Below are 18880 nucleotides of genomic sequence, written 5' to 3'. Positions count from 1 at the left end.
ATATCAGCATTATAGCTCTATTCTGGTCACGGATCAGGTCGACCTGCGGAGGTGGGCAGGATGCATCTGGCGTTACATGGCCCGTATGCATCCCAACATTCGCTCTGCGACCCGGCGCGGCCTCTCCGCCCGCACACGCCAGACCTGCGCTGCTGGCCCATTGCCGCCGCGCGGTCCTCCACTACGTTAACGCGCCATGATCCCGCTTTCAGTCCTCGACCTCTCTGTCGTCACGACAGGCACAAAGCCCGCCGCGGCGCTGCGCAACAGCATCGACCTGGCGCGCCATGTCGACGGACTGGGCTATGTCCGCTACTGGCTGGCCGAGCATCACAACCTTGCCTCGGTCGCGAGCCCGGCGCCCGACGTGATGATCGGACAGATCGCTGCGGTGACGAAACACATCCGGGTCGGCTCCGGCGGCGTGATGCTGCCGAACCACGCACCGCTGGTGGTGGCCGAGCGCTTCAAGATGCTGGAGGCATTGTTTCCCGGCCGCATCGACCTCGGCCTCGGCCGCGCCCCCGGTACTGATGGCGCTACGGCCTTTGCCCTCAGAAGCCGGCTCGACCGCCGCGAGGGCGACGATTTCCTGGAGCGGCTGCACGAATTGATCCTGTGGGAGACCCGCGAATTCCCCTCGGGCCATCCCTACCACAACGTCGTCGCGATGCCTGACGACAGTCCGCTGCCGCCGATCTGGCTGCTCGGCTCCAGCGATTATTCCTCGGAGCTTGCCGCGCAAGTCGGCATGGGATTCGCGTTCGCGCATCATTTCGCGTCTCACGACGCGATCGACGCGATCGTGCACTACCGCAACCGCTTCCAGCCCTCGGCCTGGCGCGCGACCCCGCATGCGATCCTCGCGGTCGCCGTCATCACGGCGGATACCGACGAAGAGGCCGAAAAGCTCGCCTCGTCTTTGACCTCAACCGCCTGCGCCGCGACCGCGGTCAATATCTGCCGCTGCCGAGCGTCGAGGAAGCGCTGGCCTACCCCTATACGGATTCCGAGCGTGTCTCGATCGCGCGCAACCGCTCGCGCCTGTTCGTCGGCAATCCGGCGACGGTGCAGAAGAAGCTTCGGCTGCTGATGGAGGCGAGCAAGCCGGACGAGTTGATGGTGATCACGGCCGTGTACGATCACGAGGCGCGCAAGAGGTCGTATTCGCTGCTCGCGGAGGCGTTCGGGTCGGCGAAGCAGCCTACTTAAGTCCCGACGCGCGGTTCGCGGGACTAGTCCTGTTGCGTCTCGCTGAACGTCGCGCGGAACGGGTGGCCGGGATACACGCCGACGATGCGGAATTCGCGCGAGAAGAATTTGAGCTCCTCGATCGCAAACGCAAGGCCCTTGTCATCAGGGTGGCCGTCGACGTCAGCATAAAACTGCGTGGCGAAGAAATTGCCGTCGACCATATAGCTCTCGAGCTTGGTCATGTTGACGCCGTTGGTGGCAAAGCCGCCGAGCGCCTTGTAGAGCGCGGCGGGGAGGTTGCGCACGCGAAATACAAAAGTGGTGACCAGCGGGCCCGACCCTTGTGCCGCCCATTTCGGCTCGCGCGCCAGCACCACGAAGCGCGTGGTGTTGTGGGCCTCGTCCTCGATATCCTCGGCAAGAATGTCGAGGCCGTAGATCTGCGCGGCCAGCCGCGAAGCGATCGCGGCGACGGTCTTGTCCTTGCGCTCGGAAATGTCGCGGGCGCTGCCGGCAGTGTCGGCGTGAACGATGCCCTTGATGCCGAGCTTGCGGATGATGCGACGGCACTGGCCGAGCGCATGCACATGGCTCTCGACAGACTTGATGTCGGATAGCTTCGCGCCTTTCACCGCCATCAATTGATGGCGGACCGGCAGGAACCATTCGCCGATGATGAAGAGGCCCGAGGCCGGAAGCAGATGATGGATGTCGGCGACGCGGCCTGCGACCGAATTCTCGATCGGGATCATGCCGAGATCGGCTTCCCCCGAGGAGATCGCCGACAGCGCATCCTCGAAGGTGGCGCAGGGCATCGGCTCGGCGTCGGGATAGGCCTCGACAATGGCGATATGGGAATTGGCGCCAGGTTCGCCCTGGAATGCGATTTTCAGCTTGCTCATGACGGGCCTTGTAGCAGCGGCTCAGGATTTGGAAAGGATGCCGCGGGCGGTCTCGAGATCCGCCGGCGTGTCGACGCCTCGGGGCACGGTGTCGACGATGGTGAAGTCGATCCGCATCCCGGCCTCCAGCGCCCGCAGCTGCTCGAGCCTCTCCTGCAACTCGAGCGGCGAGGGCGGCAGCGAAACGTACCGCTCCAGCGCGGCGCGGCGATAGGCATAGAGGCCGATATGGTGGTAGCGCGGTCCGTCGCCGGTCGGGGCGGTGGCGCGGGTGAAATAAAGGGCGCGCATCCGCTTGCCCCCGAGCGAGGTTCCGATCGCCTTCACGACGCTGGGCGCGAGGTCCTCCTCCTCGGTGTGGATCTGCGAGGCCAGCGTGGCGATGTCCACGGCCGGGTCTTGCAGCGGCGGCAGCACCTCGCGAATGTTGTCGATCGTGATCGTCGGGAAGTCGCCCTGGAGATTGACCACGAGCTCGGCCTTGGCGTCCGGATCGAGCTTCTGCATCGCCTCATGGATGCGGTCGGAGCCGGACGGATGCTCCGCTCGGGTCATCACCGCTTCGCCGCCATGGGCGGTCACGACCGCGGCGATTTCTGCCGTGTCGGTTGCCACCGCGACCCGGCCGATGCCGGCGGCCTGGGCGCGCCGCATCACGTGCACGATCATCGGCAGGCCCGCGATATCGGCGAGCGGCTTGCCGGGCAGGCGGGTTGCGGCCATGCGGGCCGGGATCAGCACCAGGATGCGGGGATCGGTCATTGGTTCAAGGGCTTGGGTTCAAGGGCTTGAGTTCAAGGGCCTGAAGCGGGGCGTTTTCCGCACCGAGAAATGGGGTGGGGATGGGCCGAAAGCCGGGTCGCTTATACGGGTTGCCAGACCCCGGGCAAACCGATATCTGAATGGCAAAACTCGGGGAAACAATAAGGAACGTTTGATTCTCCCGAGGCTCGTCCCGGCGGCCGCCCGGCCGCTATTTCGTTCTTGCGGTGTGGGGCCTAGCCGGAAATGGACTCTTTCGAACTGAACAAGATCCTCGGTGCCGTGCTCGGCACCTGTCTCGTTTTGCTGGTGACGAGCTTCACCGCGCAGGCGCTGTTCTCGCCAAAAATGCCGGAAAAGCCGGGCTTCGAGATCGCCGTGAAGGAAGAAGCGGGCGACAAGGGCGGCGCTCCGGCCGCCGCAGCTCCGTCCGAGCCGATCGAAAAGCTGCTCCAGACCGCCTCCGTCGAGAAGGGCGCGTCCGCCGCCAAGAAGTGCCAGGCCTGCCACACGTTCGAGAAGGGCGGTCCGAATCGCGTCGGTCCGAACCTCTACGGCATCGTCGGTGACCATCGTGGCGAAGACCGCGGCGGCTTCAACTTCTCGGCTGCGATGAAGGCCAAGGGCGGCACCTGGACCATCGACGACCTCAACAAGTTCATTGCCAATCCGAAGGGCTTCATCCCGGGCACCGCGATGGGCTTCGCCGGTATCCCGAAGGACAGCGAGCGCGCCGACGTCATCGCCTACCTGAACAGCCTCTCCGACAGCCCGAAGCCGCTCCCGACCGCGGCGAAATAAGGCTCTTCAGTCTTCATCTCGGATGTACGGCCAGGCTGAAAAGCCTGGCCGTTTCCATATCTGGGCCTCGCGGCGTTGTTATCGGGGCGTTTCGCCGCAGCGAGGCGCCCGGCGGGGCTTCCAAGATTAGGAAAAAGCAACATATTCGGTCGAAACCTCGCCTATATTGAGAACTTAAAGGGGTAACCTCCTTCAAGACTGGGATGTTGATTTGGCCATTACCCGACGCGATCTCTTGCTCACTGGCGCCGCAGTCGCTGCGCTTCCCGCCCTCGGTTCCGCAGCCGGCGTTTCCGTCTTCGGCGCGGCTGAGGCGCAATCGGCGGGTGAGCTACCCTGGCGGCATGCTTTGTCGCTGTTTGGCGACATCAAGTACCCCACCGATTTCAAGCGCTTCGATTACGTCAATCCGGATGCGCCAAAGGGCGGCGTCGCCCGGCTAATCTCTATTGGCACATACGACAATTTCAACATTGCGGTTGCCGGCATCAAGGGCTCGCTCGCGCCCGCCGCGGCGCTGATCTACGAAACGCTGATGACGCGTGCCCAGGACGAGGTCGCCACCGAATATGGCGAGCTCGCCGAATCCGCGCAGCACCCCGACGATTTTTCCTGGGTGACCTACCGCTTGCGGAAAGAAGCGCGCTGGCACGATGGCAAGCCGGTAACGCCGGAGGACGTGATCTTCTCGCTGGAGACGCTGAAGAAGCAGTCTCCGATGTACGCGTCCTATTATCGTCACGTCACCAAGGCCGAGAAGAGTGGTGAGCGCGAAGTCAAGTTCACCTTCGATGCGCCGGGCAACCGCGAATTGCCGACCATCGTGGGCGAGCTCACGGTGCTGCCGAAGCATTGGTGGAAGGCACCGATGCGCAAGGCCGCAAGCGCGATGTCGGCGCGACCACGCTGGAGCCGCCGCTCGGCTCAGGTGCCTACAAGATCAAGGAATTCGTCGCAGGACGCTCGATCAAGCTCGAGCGGGTGAAGGACTATTGGGGCGCCAATGTCCCGAGCCAGATCGGCACCAACAATTTCGACGAATTGCGCTTCGAGTTCTTTCGCGACAACCTCGTCGCGCTGGAGGCCTTCAAGGCGGATCAGGCCGACTGGATTGCGGAAAACTCCGCCAAGCAGTGGGCCACGGCCTACGACTTTCCGGCGGTGACCGAGAAGCGAGTGATCAAGGAGGAATTCCCGATCAACGATTCCGGGCGCATGCAGGCCTTCGTCTTCAACATTCGCCGCGATCAGTTCAAGGACGCGCGGCTGCGCCGGGCTTTCAACTATGCCTTCGACTTCGAGGAGATGAACAAGCAGCTCTTCTACGGGCAGTACAAGCGCATCGGCAGCTATTTCGAGGGGACTGACCTTGCTTCCTCCGGCCTGCCGCAAGGGCGGGAGCTGGAGATTCTTCAAACCGTGAAGGACAAGGTGCCGCCGGAGGTCTTCACCACGGCCTACCAGAATCCGGTCGGCGGCAATCCTGAGGCTGTGCGCGCCAATCTGCGCGAGGCGGCAAAGCTTTTGAAGGAAGCCGGATTCGAGGTGCGCGACCACAAGCTGGTAGATAGCTCCGGCAAGCCGCTCACGGTCGAGATCCTGGTGCAAGATCCGTCGTCGGAACGCATCGCGCTGTTCTACAAGCCGTCGCTGGAGCGGATCGGCGTCAGCGCCTCGATCCGCGTCGTCGACGATGCGCAATACCAGAACAGGCTGCGCAGCTTCGACTTCGACATGATCATCGATCAATGGGGCGAGTCGCTCTCGCCCGGCAACGAGCAGCGCGAGTTCTGGGGCTCGCAGGCCGCCGACATGCCGGGTGCGCGCAACACCATCGGCATCAAGAATCCCGCGGTCGATGCCCTGATCGAGAAGGTGATCTACGCCAAGGACCGGGGCGAGCTGGTCGCGGCGACCCATGCGCTCGACCGCGTGCTGTTGTGGAATTTCTACCTCGTGCCGCAATTCACCTACGGCTTCTCGCGCTACGCCCGTTGGGACCGATTCAGCCATGCCGAGCCGTTGCCGAAATATGGCCGCTCCGGCCTGCCGACGCTGTGGTGGTACGATGCAGAGAAGGCGGCACGCATCGGAAAACGCTCTTGAGGAAGCAATTGCGCATGGCGCAGCTTTCACGCCGGCATGTATTGGCTTTGGGCGCCGGTGGCGCGCTTAGTGCTGTCGCATTCCGCAACGCGGCGGCGTCCGAGGGGCCTGTCGAAGCTCACGGCATCTCGGCGTTCGGCGATCTCAAATATCCCGTCGACTTCCACCATTTCGGCTACGTCAATGTCGAGGCGCCAAAGGGCGGCGCGTTCTCGCTCATCCCTTCGGTGCGGGCCTACAATCAGTCCTATTTCACGTTCTCTTCGCTCAACGCCTACATCCTGAAGGGTGAGGGTGCGCAGGGCATGGACATGACTTTCGCGCCGTTGATGGCGCGCGCCAATGACGAGCCCGACGCGATGTACGGCCTTGCGGCGAAATCGGTGCGGATCTCGCCCGACAAGCTGACCTACACCTTCACGATGCGCCCCGAGGCCCGCTTCCACGACGGCTCCAGGCTGACTGCACATGACGTCGCGTTCTCGCTGAATACGCTGAAGGAGAAGGGTCATCCGCTGATCGTGGTGCAACTTCGCGATTTCGCGAAGGCCGAGGCGCTGGACGACGCCACCGTGGCCGTCACCTTCGCGCCGAACCGCGCGCGCGACGTGCCGCTCTATGTCGCGAGCCTGCCGATCTTCTCGAAAGCCTATTACGGCACGCGCGCCTTCGATGAATCGACGCTCGATACGCCGGTGGGCTCCGGGCCGTACAAGGTCGGCAGGTTCGAGGTCAACCGCTACATCGAATATGAGCGCGTCAAGGACTGGTGGGGCGCCGACCTGCCGGTCTGCCGCGGCAGCTATAATTTCGACACGGTGCGCTACGAATTCTACCGCGACCGCGATGTCGCCTTCGAAGGCTTCACCGGCAAGAACTATCTGTTCCGCGAGGAGCTCACGGCGCGCATCTGGGCCACACGTTATGATTTCCCGGCGATGAAGGACGGTCGCGTCAAGCGCGAGCAGCTGCCGGACGAGACCCCGTCGGGCGCACAGGGCTGGTTTATCAATCTTCGTCGCAACAAGTTCAGCGATCCGCGGGTACGGGAGGCGCTGATCTACGCGTTCGATTTCGAATGGACCAACAAGTCGATCATGTACGGCGCCTATGCGCGCACCCACTCGCCGTTCCAGAACTCCGACATGATGGTATCCGGGCCGCCTTCGCCGGAAGAGCTCGCATTGCTGGAGCCCTTTCGTGGCAAAGTACCCGACGAGGTATTCGGCCAGCCCTTCGTGCCGCCGGTGTCGGACGGCTCCGGCCAGGACCGGGCTCTGCTGCGCAAGGCGGGCGAGCTGCTCAACGAAGCCGGCTACGTCATCAAGGACCGCAAGCGGGTGCTGCCCAATGGTGAGCCCTTCACGATCGAGTTCCTGAACGATGAGCAGTCGATCCAGCCGCATCACGGGCCTTACCTGAAGAACCTCGCGACGCTCGGCATCGACGCGACGTTCCGCCTGGTCGACGCCGTGCAGTACCGCGCGCGGCTCGAGGATTTCGATTTCGACATGACGATCGAGCGCTTCTCGATGTCGGCGACGCCCGGCGATGCCATGCGGGCGTTCTTCTCCTCGCAAGCTGCCAAGACCAAAGGCTCGTACAACCTCGCCGGCATCTCCGATCCTGTCATCGACGCGCTGATCGAGAAGATCATTGCCGCCCAGACCCGAGCAGAGCTGACCACGGCCTGCCGGGCCTTCGACCGCGTATTCCGCGCCGGGCGCTATTGGGTACCGCAATGGTATGCGAACTTCCATCGCGTGGCCTATTGGGACCAGTTCAGCCATCCCGACAAGCCGCCGAAATATGCGCAAGGCGTCGGTGCGCCTGAGAACTGGTGGTACGACGCCGCCAAGGCAGCCAAGCTCGAGCAGGCGAAATAATCATGAGCGCCTATATCGCCCGCCGAATCCTGCTAATGATTCCGACATTGCTCGGAATCCTGTTCGTCTCCTTCGTCGTCGTGCAGTTCGCGCCGGGCGGTCCGGTCGAGCGCGTGATCGCTCAGCTGTCGGGCGCCGATACCGGCGGCAGCTCCCGCATCTCCGGCGGTGGCGACTTTGCGCAACGGGCGCCCGGACAGCTGGGCGCCGGCGGCGATGCCATCAACTCGAAATACCGGGGTGCGCAGGGGCTCGACCCCGACTTCATCAAGAAGCTGGAGAAGCAATTCGGCTTCGACAAGCCGGCACCGGAGCGCTTCGCGCTGATGGTGTGGAATTTCGCCCGCTTCGATTTCGGCAACAGCTATTTCCGCGATGTCAGCGTGCTCCAGCTGATCAAGGAAAAGCTGCCGGTCTCGATCTCGCTCGGCATCTGGCTGACATTCCTGACCTACCTGATCTCGATTCCGCTCGGCATCCGCAAAGCGGTCAAGGACGGAACGCGGTTCGACACCTGGACGTCGACCGTGCTGGTGCTCGGCTACGCAATTCCCGGCTTCCTGTTCGCGATCCTCCTGATCATCCTGTTTGCCGGCGGCTCGTTCTTCAACTGGTTCCCACTGCGCGGGCTGACGTCGGACGGCTGGTCGCAATTTCCCTGGTACTGGAAGATCATCGACTACTTCTGGCATTTGACACTGCCTCTGATCGCGATGGGGCTCGGCGCGTTCACCACCATGACGTTCCTGACCAAGAACTCGTTTCTCGATGAAATTCGCAAGCAATACGTAATGACTGCGCGCGCGAAGGGCTGCAGTGAGAACCGGGTGCTCTATGGCCACGTCTTCCGCAACGCGATGCTCATCGTCATCGCAGGCTTTCCCAGCACCTTCATCCACGCCTTCTTCTCGGGCTCGCTTCTGATCGAGACTATCTTCTCGCTGGACGGGTTGGGGCTGCTCAGTTTCGAAAGCGTTCTCAACCGCGACTACCCCGTGGTGTTCGGCACGCTCTTTATCTTTTCGCTCGTCGGCCTCGTGGTCAACCTCATCTCGGACATAACCTACATGTGGATCGACCCGCGGATCGATTTCGAGGCGCGGGAAGTCTGATGACGCTGGCTGCTCCCACCCCGATCGAAACCACCGCGAAGTCGCCGCTCGGCACGGCCGTGCCGATCACGCGCAAGCCGTTCGCGCCATCGCCGCTCAACAGACGGCGCTGGGATAATTTCAAGGCGAACCGGCGCGGCTACTGGTCGTTCTGGATCTTCATGGTCCTTTTCGTTGTGTCCCTGTTCGCCGAGCTGATCGCCAATGATCGGCCGTTCCTCGTCAAATATGACGGCCATCTCTACTGGCCGGCCTTCGTCACCTATTCCGAGACGACCTTCGGCGGCGACTTCGAAACGGCGGCCGACTACCGCGATCCCTATTTGCAGAAGCTGATCAAGGACAAGGGCGGCAGCATCGTCTGGCCGCTGATCCGCTACTCCTACGACACCCACAATCTCGATCTGCCGACGCCGGCGCCGTCGCCGCCAACCTGGATGTTGACGGAGGCGCAATGCAAGCCCGTGGTCGAGAAGAAGGGCCTCAAAAGTTGCCGCGACCTCGAATACAACTGGCTCGGCACCGACGATCAGGGCCGCGACGTGGTGGCGCGGCTGATCTACGGCTTCCGCATCTCGGTGCTGTTCGGCCTCTGCCTGACCATCGTTTCCTCCGTGATCGGCATCGCCGCCGGCGCGGTGCAGGGCTATTTCGGCGGCTGGATCGACCTGTTGTTCCAGCGTTTCATCGAGATATGGACTGCGATCCCGTCGCTCTATCTGCTGCTCATCCTCTCGTCGGTACTGGTGCCCGGTTTCTTCGTGCTGCTTGGCATTCTGCTGTTGTTTTCCTGGGTGTCGCTGGTCGGGCTCGTGCGCGCGGAGTTTTTGCGCGGGCGCAATTTCGAGTACATCCAGGCGGCACGCGCGCTCGGAGTGTCGAGCTCCGTGATCATGTTCAAGCATTTGCTGCCGAACGCGATGGTCGCGACCATGACGTTCCTGCCGTTCATCGTGTCGAGTTCGGTGATGACACTGACCGCGCTCGACTTCCTCGGGTTCGGGCTGCCGCCCGGCTCGCCGTCGCTCGGCGAGTTGCTGTCGCAGGGCAAGTCCAACGTGCAGGCGCCTTGGCTCGGTTTCTCCGGCTTCTTCTCGGTCGCGATCATGCTCTCGCTGCTGATCTTCATTGGCGAAGCCGTGCGCGACGCCTTCGATCCGCGCAAGACGTTCAAGTGAGGGCATGATGGACGCGATCAACCAGCCCCTGCTTGCCGTGCGCGACCTCTCGGTCGCCTTCCACCAGGGCGGCAACACGACGCTTGCGGTCGACAAGGTCTCGTTCCAGATCAAGCGCGGCGAATGCGTCGCGCTGGTCGGCGAATCCGGGTCCGGCAAGTCGGTCAGCGCGCTCTCGATCCTGAAGCTGCTGCCCTATCCCAGCGCTTCGCATCCCTCGGGCAGCATCCGCTTCAAGGGGCAGGAACTGATCGACCAGACCGAGCGAGAGATGCGAGAGATCCGCGGCAGCGACATCTCCATCATCTTCCAGGAGCCGATGACCTCGCTCAATCCGCTGCACACGATCGAGGCGCAGATCGGCGAGATCATCCAGCTGCACAATCCGACCAGCAACGCGCGGGCGCGCGAGCGGACGCTCGAACTGCTGACGCAGGTCGGCATTCCCGAGCCGGAGACGCGGCTGAACAGCTATCCGCACCAGCTCTCCGGCGGCCAGCGCCAGCGCGTGATGATCGCGATGGCCCTCGCCAACGAGCCGGATTTGCTGATCGCGGACGAGCCGACCACGGCGCTTGACGTCACCGTGCAGGCGCAGATCCTGACGCTGCTCGCCGAAATCCGTGCGCGGCTCGGCATGAGCCTGCTCTTCATCACCCACGATCTCGGCATCGTGCGCCGCATCGCCGATACCGTCTGTGTCATGAAGAGCGGCGAGATCGTCGAGCAGGGGCCGGTCGAGCAGGTCTTCAGGACTCCCAAGCATCCTTATACGCGCGATCTGCTCGCAGCCGAGCCGAAGCCGGATCCGGCGCCACCGCAGCCGGATGCGCCGGTGGTGATGTCGGCCGATGATCTCAAGGTGTGGTTTCCGATCAAGCGCGGCCTGATGCGTAAGACGGTCGGCCACATCAAGGCGGTCGACGGCGTCAGCGTTGCCGTGCGCAAGGGCGAGACGCTGGGGATCGTCGGCGAATCCGGCTCGGGCAAGACCACGCTGGGGCTGGCGCTGATGCGGTTGATCTCCTCGAACGGCCGTATCGTGTTCCTGGGGAAAGACATCCAGGGTTTGCGCTTCAAGGAGATGCGGCCGTTCCGGCGCGACATGCAGATCGTGTTCCAGGATCCGTTCGGCTCGCTCAGCCCGCGCATGTCGGTCGCCGACATCATCGCCGAAGGCCTCTCCGTGCATCAACCAAAGCTGTCGCGCGACGAGCGCGAGGCGCGCGTCGTCAAGGCGCTGGAGGATGTCGGGTTGAAGCCGGACACCCGCTACCGCTATCCGCATGAATTCTCCGGCGGCCAGCGCCAGCGCATCAGCATCGCGCGCGCGGTGGTGCTGGAGCCGGATTTCGTCGTGCTGGACGAGCCGACCAGCGCCCTCGACATGCTCATTCAGGCGCAGATGGTCGATCTGCTGCGTGAATTGCAGCGCAGGCGCGATCTCACCTACATGTTCATCTCGCACGATCTGCGCGTCGTCGCCTCGCTCGCAAGCCATCTCATCGTGATGCGCGGCGGCAAGGTGGTCGAGGAAGGCCAGGCGGCCGAGCTGTTCAAGTCACCGAAGACGGACTACACGCGCGCGCTGTTCGCGGCGGCGTTCCGGCTGGAGACGGAAGGAAACGGATCGGTGGCGACGTAGGTCTCGTCAGAGCCGCTTGATCGCGACGATCTCGCTGCCCGCTTGCTTGATCCGCGCGATCGCCGGCGCGATGGCTTCGACGACCGTCGCCATATGGTGCGCATTGGCGTGAACCATGGTGCTGCCGTCGCGGACGATGGCGACGTGGCCCTTCCAGAAGATCAGATCGCCGCGTTGCAGCTTGCTGGCCTCGTGCGGCTCCAGCTCGCGGCCGAGTCCGGTCTGCTGCATGTCGCTGTCGCGCGGACATCCGATGCCGGCTGCCGTCAGCGACACCTGCACCAGGCCGGAACAATCGATGCCAAGGCTGCTCTTGCCGCCCCAGAGATAGGGTGTGCCGACGAAGCGCTCGGCGACGGCGACAAAGTCCGGCTCGCTATGATCGAGCGGGACGAGATGTGTCTTCGGCAGGAATGTCCCGTCGCGCGTCACGGCGAAGCTGCTGTCCTCGCGCGAAATCGCGATCTTTGAGCCCAGGACCAGCGTATCGACCGGCGGCAGCTTGATCGAGGGCCCGGGAAGGCAAAGGTTCGGAGCGCACCAACCTTGTGCGTGGGCGCGGCGGTCGGCTTCATCAGCGCCGCATCGGGAAGCCAGCCGACATAGCCGTCGCCATTGAGCTGGCCCCAGGCCCAGCCTTCGCCATTGCGATCATAGACCGTGACGCGCTCGCCGCGCAGCGCTTCCGTCATCAACATCGCGTTCGATGACGGCTGCTCGCGCACGGCTGCGATCGGCGCGATCACCTCGAATTCCTCGCCGGTGACGAAGCGTTTCGCCTGCACCTTGCCTTTGAGATATTTGGCGGCGAGGTCGCCCCGCGCCGGCGTCAGCCTTGGATCGTGTCCTGGATCACGCATAGCGCTCGCTCAGCAACGTGTAGATGGCGCGCGCGGCCTGGCACTCGCCGCCTTCGGGACGCGCCGGCTTCGCCGACGGCGTCCAGCCATAAATATCGACGTGAAGCCAGCTTTTGGCATGCTCGACGAAGCGTTGCAGGAACAGCGCGCAGGTGATCGAGCCGGCAAAGCCGCCGGACGGCGCGTTGGTGATGGTAGCGGTCTTGGAGTCCAGCCAGGCATCGTAGGGCGGCCACAGCGGCATGCGCCACAAGGGATCGTTCTCCTTCACCGCGCAGCGCGCGACGTCGGAGGCCAGCGTCTCATCGTTGGTGTAAAAGGGCGGTAAATCCGGTCCCAGCGCGACGCGCGCGGCGCCGGTCAGCGTGCCCAGATCGATCAGCAGCTCGGGTCTCTCCTCGTCGGCCAGCGCCAGCGCGTCGGCTAGCACCAGGCGTCCTTCCGCGTCAGTATTGCCGATCTCGACGGTGATGCCCTTGCGGGAGGTGAAGATGTCGAGCGGGCGGAAGGCGTTGCCGGAGACCGCGTTCTCGACCGCGGGAATCAGCACGCGCAGACGCACCTTCAGCTTCGCATCCATCACCATGCGCGCCAGCGCCAGCACGTTGGCCGCGCCGCCCATGTCCTTCTTCATGATCAGCATGCCGCTCGACGGCTTCAGATCGAGCCCGCCGGTGTCGAAGCAGACGCCCTTGCCGACCAGCGTCACCTTGGGATGGCTGCGATCTCCCCAGGTGATGTCGATCAGCCGCGGCGCACGGTCCGAGGCCATGCCGACGGCGTGGATCAGCGGAAAGCTCGTTTTGAGATCCTCGCCGATGGTGCAGGCGTAGCTTGCGCCGAACTCGGCGGCGAGCTCTTGCGCGGCCGCGGCCAGTTGCTCCGGTCCCATGTCGTTGGAGGGCGTGTTGATGAGATCGCGCGCCAGCATCGCGGCATCCGCCATGCGGTTGATCTCGGCAGGGTCGACGCCGTCAGGCGGCACCAACCGGACGTCGGGTTTGTCGGCCTTGCGGTAACGGGCAAAGCGGTAGCTGCCGAGCGCGAAGGCGAGCGCCGCCAGTCGTGCATCGTGCGGTGCATTGGCAAAGCGATAGGTGCCCCGCGGCAGCAGGCCGGGCAATGCGCCCGGCCGGAACGCATCGTGCGATCTGGCACCATCGTCCTCGAGCCCAAACAGCACATGCGCAATCGTGCCGTCGGGCGCGGGCAGCGCGAGATAGCCACCCGGCTTGGCGGCAAAGGCGCTCGCGGTGGCGAACCGGCCTTGCGTCGGCGGCAGCGTCTCGCGCACGGCATCCCAGCTCGATTTGGTGACGAAGGTGATCGGTATGGCAGTCGTGGACGTCTCGAAGACGGATGGCATTGGCGGGTCCGCGGGGTCATTCGGCTGCAGGAGACTTCGCAGAGTTTTGCGGTGGCTGCAATCGGCTTTGCGGTCACCGTTCAGCGAACTGCTACTAGTAGGGAAGGAGCCATGCTAGGGTTCCGGGCGACAGTCGCCAGATGCGCAGAGAACGCCGGCGAGCGTAGACGAAGCGTGCCGGGAGGAGTGCAATGGAATTTGTCTGGGGCGTGATCACATTCATTGGCCAGGCTATCGAGGCTGCCTTTGGCTATGTCGAGCATCACCATTGGGTGTTCGCGTTTCTCGCCGGCGGCTACGTTTTCTATCTTCATGACCGGTCGGTTCATGCGCGGTTCGATGCGCTCGACAAGCGCATTGACGAAATCCGCAAACGTCTCGCCATCGAATATTGATCGTCCGAGCGAACCCATCCGCCGATTGCGCTCGCATGTCGAGTTGAGAAACTCGGTTCACGAACAAGTTGCGCAGGGCTTTGCCAACGCTGCGGTTGATGTCGATCCGGGTTGATATCTGACGGCAGCATTCGCCGAAGGATTTCTCTCAATTGTTTGGGCGACGCAGCATTCGTAATGAGCGGCGCAAATGGGTAGGTCGATGAAGCTGCTCGGCCTCGATCTAGGCGTTGGCGGCGAGATGCCGCCACATCGCGGCGGTGTTCCGCGTTAACCGGCCATTAGGGTTAACAGTCTATTGCTGGCGCGTTCGGCTCGATCAATCGGCTCGAGAGTCAAAGCGTCATGCGTCAATGGTTCCGTCCTGCCCGGCTTCTTGCCTCCGCCTCGCTGATCGTGCTGGCGGCCGCGAGCCTTGGTGGCTGTACGGCAATGTCAAAACTCTCCGATGTGACCGGCTCGATCGGTCCAAGGGCGGAAGCCGCCCCGGTCGATCCGGCGCGCGCCATCGAGACCTATAGCGAGCGCTACCGCGCCAACCCCAAGGACCCCGACGCGGCGCTGGCCTATGGCCAGGCCCTGCGTGCCAACGGCCAGCGCGCCCAGGCCGCCGCCGTGCTCGAACAGGCGACCATCGCCAATCCCGGCAACAAGCCGCTGCTTGCCCAATACGGCCGCGCGCTCGCCGACAACGGTAATTTCCAGCAGGCTTTCGACGTGCTGTCCAGGGCGCATTCGCCCGACAATCCGGACTGGCGCCTGCTCTCGGTGCAGGGCACCGCGCTCGATCAGATGGGCCGTCACGACGAGGCGCGCGCTTATTATGCGAGCGCGCTGAAGATTGCGCCGGGCGATCCCGGCGTGCTCTCCAACCTCGGCCTGTCCTATATGCTGTCGAGAGACCTGCCCAAGGCGGAAGAGGCGCTGCGGCAAGCCTACGCTTCGCCGCGTGCGAGCTCCCGCGTGCGGCAGAATCTCGGCCTGGTGGTCGGCCTCGAGGGCCGCTTCGCCGAGGCCGAGACCATCGTGAAGGCGGACCTGCCGCCGGACCAGGCCGCGGCCAACGTCGCGTATCTCAAGGAAATGCTGAACCGCAACGACGGCCCGCGCGGTGCGCCGAAGCGGACGCCGGTTGCTTCGCTCAGCCAGCCCGACTGATCAGACCCGATCTTCCGACGATGAAATCGGCTGCGGACCGCGTGCGGTTCGCAATCTCCGGCGTCAGTGCAGCTCGGAGATCTTGATACCGGTCGGTCCGAGAATGACGACGAACAGCACTGGCAGGAAGAACAGGATCATCGGCACCGTCAGCTTTGGCGGCAGTGCGGCGGCCTTCTTCTCGGCTTCGTTCATGCGCATGTCGCGATTCTCCTGCGCCATGACGCGCAGGGATTGGCCGAGCGGGGTGCCGTAGCGTTCCGCCTGCTGAAGTGCCAGACACACCGATTTGACGCCTTCGAGCCCGGTGCGCTTCGCCAGGTTTTCGTAAGCCACCTTACGGTCCTGCAAATAGGACAGCTCGGCCGTGGTCAGCGTGAATTCCTCCGACAGCGCGATCGATTGGCCGACGATTTCGGTCGCGACCTTGCGGAACGCCATTTCCACCGACATGCCGGATTCGATGCAAATCAGCAGCAGATCGAGTGCATCGGGGAAGGCGCGCTTGATCGAGAGCTGGCGCTTGGAGATCGCGTTCTTGAGGAACAGCATCGGCGCCTGGAGGCCGGCATAGGCCGCGCCGACGCACATGCCGATCTTGACCGGCATCGACTTCTCCATGTGCGCGATCAGGAACACGTAGACGACCGAGCCGACGAACAGCACGAGCGGAGCCACCATGCGAGCGAACAGGAATGTGATGTAAGGCGCCTGGCCGCGATAGCCCGCCATGATGAGCTTGTCGCGCGCCGCTTCCTGCGCCAGCCATTTGGTGAGGTTGAAGTCCTCGACGACCCTGGAGACGAGTTGCTTTGGCGTCTGGCGCAGCGAGACCTTTTCGCTCTTGTTGAGGCGTTCGCGCTCGCGCTGCCGGATTCGCTCGCGCTCGCTCGCCACCGCCTTCATGCGCTTGGAGAGGCCTTCACCGGCGAACAGCGGCATCACCAGCGTATACACGGTGGCGCTGGCGGCGATGGCCGCCAGCAGCATGGTCATGAAGTGAACGTCGTGCAGCTTTGTGACGAGTAAATCGACCATACGGCACCATCAGAAATCGAAGTTGATCATCTTCTTCATCACCATGATGCCGATCGACATCCAGACGACGCAGCCGACCAGCATGAGCTGGCCGGTGGGATGGGTCCACAGCAGCGAGATGTAGCCGGGCGTGGAGAGATAGACGAGGAACATCACGATCGGCGGCAACGAGCCGATGATGCCGGCCGAGGCCTTGGCCTCCATCGACATCGCCTGGATCTTTTCCTTCATCTTCTTGCGGTCGCGCAGCACCTTGGAGAGGTTACCCAGCGCTTCGGAAAGGTTGCCGCCCGACTTCTGCTGGATCGAGATGACGATGCCGAAGAAATTGGCTTCCGGCAGCGGCATGCGGTCGTAGAGGCGCGCGCAAGCCTCGCCGAGCGGCATGCCGATCGCCTGCGTCTCGATGATGGCCAGGAACTCGCCGCGCAGCGGCTCCGGCGAGTCGGCCGCCACGACCTTGATGGATTCGAACAGCGGCAAGCCCGCCTTGATACCGCGGACGATGACGTCGACGGCGTCGGGCAGCGCCTTCAGGAACTGGTTTTCGCGGCGCTTCTTCAGGAAGCCCAGGGCCCAGCGCGGCAGGCCGAAGCCGCCGGCAAAGGCAAGACCGACCGCGCCGATCAGACCGCCGCCACCGAACAGCGCGCCGAAGAAGAACACGCCCGCTACGACGGCGGACGCGATCCAGAATTTCTGCGGCGTCCAGTCGAGTCCCGCCTGCGACAGGCGGATGTGGAGTGGAACGCTCTTTTCCCGTGCCCGCCTCGCCTCGAGATCCTTGAGCGAAGTCTCGACTTGCTCGCGGCGCGAGCGCTGGCTCTTTTCAGCCTGCTTGGCCGCGGGGACGTCGGCGCGCCCGATCGAGGCCCGGCGGCTCTCGGCCTTCCGTTCGCCTGACAGCAGCGGATAGAGGAAGACCCAGGCGATGCCGCCGACTGCGGCGGTGGCGAGAAAGGCGAGGGCGAGGACTTGCATGTTCATGGCTGCGTTGACCCGCTCACGTCGTCGGCGCCGATTCCGCGGCGTCGAGCGCAGCGGCAAGGCGTTTCTCTTCGCCGTAATAGCGGGCGCGTTCCCAGAATTTCGGGCGGCCGATGCCGGTCGAGCGGTGCTTGCCTATGATCTTGCCGTTGGCGTCCTCGCCGACCAGGTCGTAGAGGAAGATGTCCTGCGTGATGATGGTATCGCCTTCCATGCCCATCACCTCGGTGATGTGGGTGATGCGGCGCGAACCGTCGCGCAGGCGCGCGGCCTGGACGATGACGTCGATCGAAGCGCAGATCATCTCGCGAATGGTGCGCGAGGGCAGGGAGAAGCCGCCCATCGTGATCATGGATCCGCAGCGTGACAGCGCTTCGCGCGGATTGTTGGCGTGCAGCGTTCCCATCGAGCCGTCATGGCCGGTGTTCATGGCCTGGAGGAGGTCGAAGGCCTCCGGGCCGCGGACTTCGCCGACGATGATGCGTTCAGGACGCATACGCAAACAGTTGCGCACCAGCTCGCGCATGGTGACCTGGCCTTCGCCCTCGATGTTGGGCGGCCTGGTTTCGAGCCGCACCACGTGGGGCTGCTGGAGCTGAAGTTCGGCTGCGTCTTCGCAGGTGATGACGCGCTCGTCGTGCTCGATGTAGTTGGTCAGGCAGTTGAGCAGTGTGGTCTTGCCCGAGCCGGTACCGCCGGAGATCAGCACGTTGCAGCGGACGCGTCCGATGATCTGGAGGATTTCCGCGCCTTCCGGCGAGATCGCGCCGAACTTGACCAGCTGATCCAGCGTCAGCTTGTCCTTTTTGAATTTACGAATGGTGAGCGCGGGGCCGTCGATCGCCAGCGGTGGCACGATGGCGTTGACGCGGGAGCCGTCGGCGAGGCGCGCGTCGCAGATCGGCGAGGATTCGTCGACGCGCCGGCCGACCTGGCTGACGATGCGTTGGCAGATATTGAGGAGTTGCTGGTTGTCGCGGAAGCGGATGCCGGTTTTCTGGATCTTGCCGCTGACCTCGATGAAGACCGTGCCGGCTCCGTTCACCATGATGTCGGCAATGTCGTCGCGCGCCAGAAGCGGCTCGAGCGGACCATAGCCGAGCACGTCGTTGCAGATGTCGTCGAGCAGCTCTTCCTGCTCGGCGATCGACATCACGATGTTCTTGATCGCGATGATCTCGTTGACGATGTCGCGGATTTCCTCGCGCGCGGATCTGGAATCGAGCTTGGCGAGCTGGGCGAGGTCGATGGCCTCGATCAACGCGCCGAAGATGGTCGCCTTGACCTCGTAATAGTTGTCCGAGCGGCGGGTCTCCATGGCCGGCGCAGGCCGGGAAGGGGCGAGCGGCGGGGAGGCGATGGCCGGCGGGGGCGGCGCGCGCGACACCGTCGGCGCCGGAGCCGAGGCAGGCTCTGGCGACACGGCGCCGGGCTTGGGAGCCCGAAGGTCGGTGTCTGTTCCGCTACGCTTACCGAACACTTAATGACTC

Annotated in this window: 13 protein-coding genes and 3 pseudogenes; 9 read left to right on the top strand and 7 right to left on the bottom strand. The window is 63.8% G+C overall.

Going from position 1 to position 18880, the window contains the following annotated elements; translation table 11 throughout:
• Positions 1 to 196: 196 nt before the first annotated feature.
• Positions 197 to 1212 (top strand): annotated as a pseudogene (locus ACTGJ9_RS00780) (LLM class flavin-dependent oxidoreductase).
• 23 nt (positions 1213 to 1235) lie between these two features.
• On the opposite strand, the gene ACTGJ9_RS00775 reads toward ACTGJ9_RS00780, so the two are convergent.
• Together ACTGJ9_RS00775 and ACTGJ9_RS00770 are read right to left on the bottom strand one after the other, a co-directional pair.
• A complete protein-coding gene (locus tag ACTGJ9_RS00775; RefSeq protein ID WP_456675522.1) occupies positions 1236 to 2096 on the bottom strand; it encodes a prephenate dehydratase in 861 nt (286 codons plus the stop codon).
• Between the two features lie 21 nt (positions 2097 to 2117).
• Complete coding sequence (locus ACTGJ9_RS00770; protein ID WP_456675521.1) at positions 2118 to 2858, bottom strand: 3-deoxy-manno-octulosonate cytidylyltransferase; 741 nt, start codon at positions 2856 to 2858, stop codon at positions 2118 to 2120.
• A 246-nt stretch (positions 2859 to 3104) separates the two neighbouring features.
• Here ACTGJ9_RS00770 and ACTGJ9_RS00765 point away from each other — a divergent pair, with 246 nt between their 5' ends.
• From ACTGJ9_RS00765 to ACTGJ9_RS00740, 6 genes and pseudogenes are all read left to right on the top strand, one after another.
• Positions 3105 to 3659, top strand: a complete 555-nt coding sequence (locus ACTGJ9_RS00765; protein ID WP_456675520.1) for a c-type cytochrome — start codon at positions 3105 to 3107, stop codon at positions 3657 to 3659.
• 211 nt (positions 3660 to 3870) lie between these two features.
• A pseudogene (locus tag ACTGJ9_RS00760) lies at positions 3871 to 5765 on the top strand (ABC transporter substrate-binding protein).
• Between the two features lie 14 nt (positions 5766 to 5779).
• A complete protein-coding gene (locus tag ACTGJ9_RS00755) occupies positions 5780 to 7651 on the top strand; it encodes an extracellular solute-binding protein (protein ID WP_456675519.1) in 1872 nt (623 codons plus the stop codon).
• A gap of 2 nt (positions 7652 to 7653) precedes the next feature.
• A complete protein-coding gene (locus ACTGJ9_RS00750) occupies positions 7654 to 8763 on the top strand; it encodes a microcin C ABC transporter permease YejB (protein ID WP_456675518.1) in 1110 nt (369 codons plus the stop codon).
• Complete coding sequence (locus ACTGJ9_RS00745) at positions 8763 to 9941, top strand: ABC transporter permease (RefSeq protein WP_456675517.1); 1179 nt, start codon at positions 8763 to 8765, stop codon at positions 9939 to 9941. The genes ACTGJ9_RS00750 and ACTGJ9_RS00745 overlap by 1 nt, the downstream gene beginning before the upstream one ends.
• A 7-nt stretch (positions 9942 to 9948) precedes the next feature.
• A complete protein-coding gene (locus ACTGJ9_RS00740) occupies positions 9949 to 11586 on the top strand; it encodes an ABC transporter ATP-binding protein (protein WP_456678410.1) in 1638 nt (545 codons plus the stop codon).
• A 6-nt stretch (positions 11587 to 11592) separates the two neighbouring features.
• Here the strand turns inward: ACTGJ9_RS00740 and ACTGJ9_RS00735 are convergent.
• Positions 11593 to 12446: pseudogene (locus ACTGJ9_RS00735) on the bottom strand (C40 family peptidase).
• Positions 12439 to 13812 carry a leucyl aminopeptidase family protein gene (locus ACTGJ9_RS00730; RefSeq protein ID WP_456675516.1) on the bottom strand — a complete coding sequence of 458 codons (1374 nt, stop codon included), beginning with the start codon at positions 13810 to 13812 and terminating at the stop codon, positions 12439 to 12441. Before ACTGJ9_RS00730 ends, ACTGJ9_RS00735 begins: the two are co-directional and overlap by 8 nt.
• A 191-nt stretch (positions 13813 to 14003) precedes the next feature.
• Between ACTGJ9_RS00730 and ACTGJ9_RS00725 the strand changes: the two genes are divergently transcribed.
• Together ACTGJ9_RS00725 and ACTGJ9_RS00720 are read left to right on the top strand one after the other, a co-directional pair.
• Positions 14004 to 14207 carry a hypothetical protein gene (locus tag ACTGJ9_RS00725; protein WP_456675515.1) on the top strand — a complete coding sequence of 68 codons (204 nt, stop codon included), beginning with the start codon at positions 14004 to 14006 and terminating at the stop codon, positions 14205 to 14207.
• Positions 14208 to 14552: 345 nt separating this feature from the next.
• Positions 14553 to 15365, top strand: a complete 813-nt coding sequence (locus ACTGJ9_RS00720) for a tetratricopeptide repeat protein (protein WP_456675514.1) — start codon at positions 14553 to 14555, stop codon at positions 15363 to 15365.
• Between the two features lie 63 nt (positions 15366 to 15428).
• Here ACTGJ9_RS00720 and ACTGJ9_RS00715 read toward each other — a convergent pair whose 3' ends face one another.
• Genes ACTGJ9_RS00715 through ACTGJ9_RS00705 form a run of 3 tightly spaced genes read right to left on the bottom strand, consistent with a single transcriptional unit; the run spans position 15429 to position 18870 of the window.
• On the bottom strand, positions 15429 to 16403 hold the full coding sequence (locus tag ACTGJ9_RS00715) for a type II secretion system F family protein (protein ID WP_456675513.1): 975 nt from the start codon (positions 16401 to 16403) through the stop codon (positions 15429 to 15431).
• Positions 16404 to 16412: 9 nt separating this feature from the next.
• Complete coding sequence (locus ACTGJ9_RS00710; protein ID WP_456675512.1) at positions 16413 to 17390, bottom strand: type II secretion system F family protein; 978 nt, start codon at positions 17388 to 17390, stop codon at positions 16413 to 16415.
• A gap of 16 nt (positions 17391 to 17406) precedes the next feature.
• The gene (locus ACTGJ9_RS00705) at positions 17407 to 18870 is read right to left on the bottom strand and encodes a CpaF family protein (protein ID WP_456675511.1); all 1464 of its coding nucleotides are present in this window, start codon (positions 18868 to 18870) and stop codon (positions 17407 to 17409) included.
• Between the last annotated feature and the right edge of the window lie 10 nt (positions 18871 to 18880).

It is taken from the genome of Bradyrhizobium sp. RDM12 (assembly GCF_051917485.1).
In the GTDB taxonomy this organism is placed as follows: Bacteria; Pseudomonadota; Alphaproteobacteria; order Rhizobiales; family Xanthobacteraceae; genus Bradyrhizobium.
Note: the sequence above shows the minus strand (reverse complement) of the source record. Positions and strands in the feature narration are given on the sequence as shown.

Coding starts and splice junctions, on each gene's coding strand:
- ACTGJ9_RS00715 (WP_456675513.1), bottom strand. CDS start 16,403: ATGGTCGATTTACTCGTCACAAAGCTGCACGACGTTCACTTCATGACC.
- ACTGJ9_RS00750 (WP_456675518.1), top strand. CDS start 7,654: ATGAGCGCCTATATCGCCCGCCGAATCCTGCTAATGATTCCGACATTG.
- ACTGJ9_RS00720 (WP_456675514.1), top strand. CDS start 14,553: ATGCGTCAATGGTTCCGTCCTGCCCGGCTTCTTGCCTCCGCCTCGCTG.
- ACTGJ9_RS00775 (WP_456675522.1), bottom strand. CDS start 2,096: ATGAGCAAGCTGAAAATCGCATTCCAGGGCGAACCTGGCGCCAATTCC.
- ACTGJ9_RS00725 (WP_456675515.1), top strand. CDS start 14,004: ATGGAATTTGTCTGGGGCGTGATCACATTCATTGGCCAGGCTATCGAG.
- ACTGJ9_RS00755 (WP_456675519.1), top strand. CDS start 5,780: ATGGCGCAGCTTTCACGCCGGCATGTATTGGCTTTGGGCGCCGGTGGC.
- ACTGJ9_RS00710 (WP_456675512.1), bottom strand. CDS start 17,390: ATGAACATGCAAGTCCTCGCCCTCGCCTTTCTCGCCACCGCCGCAGTC.
- ACTGJ9_RS00740 (WP_456678410.1), top strand. CDS start 9,949: ATGGACGCGATCAACCAGCCCCTGCTTGCCGTGCGCGACCTCTCGGTC.
- ACTGJ9_RS00770 (WP_456675521.1), bottom strand. CDS start 2,858: ATGACCGATCCCCGCATCCTGGTGCTGATCCCGGCCCGCATGGCCGCA.
- ACTGJ9_RS00765 (WP_456675520.1), top strand. CDS start 3,105: ATGGACTCTTTCGAACTGAACAAGATCCTCGGTGCCGTGCTCGGCACC.
- ACTGJ9_RS00730 (WP_456675516.1), bottom strand. CDS start 13,812: ATGCCATCCGTCTTCGAGACGTCCACGACTGCCATACCGATCACCTTC.
- ACTGJ9_RS00745 (WP_456675517.1), top strand. CDS start 8,763: ATGACGCTGGCTGCTCCCACCCCGATCGAAACCACCGCGAAGTCGCCG.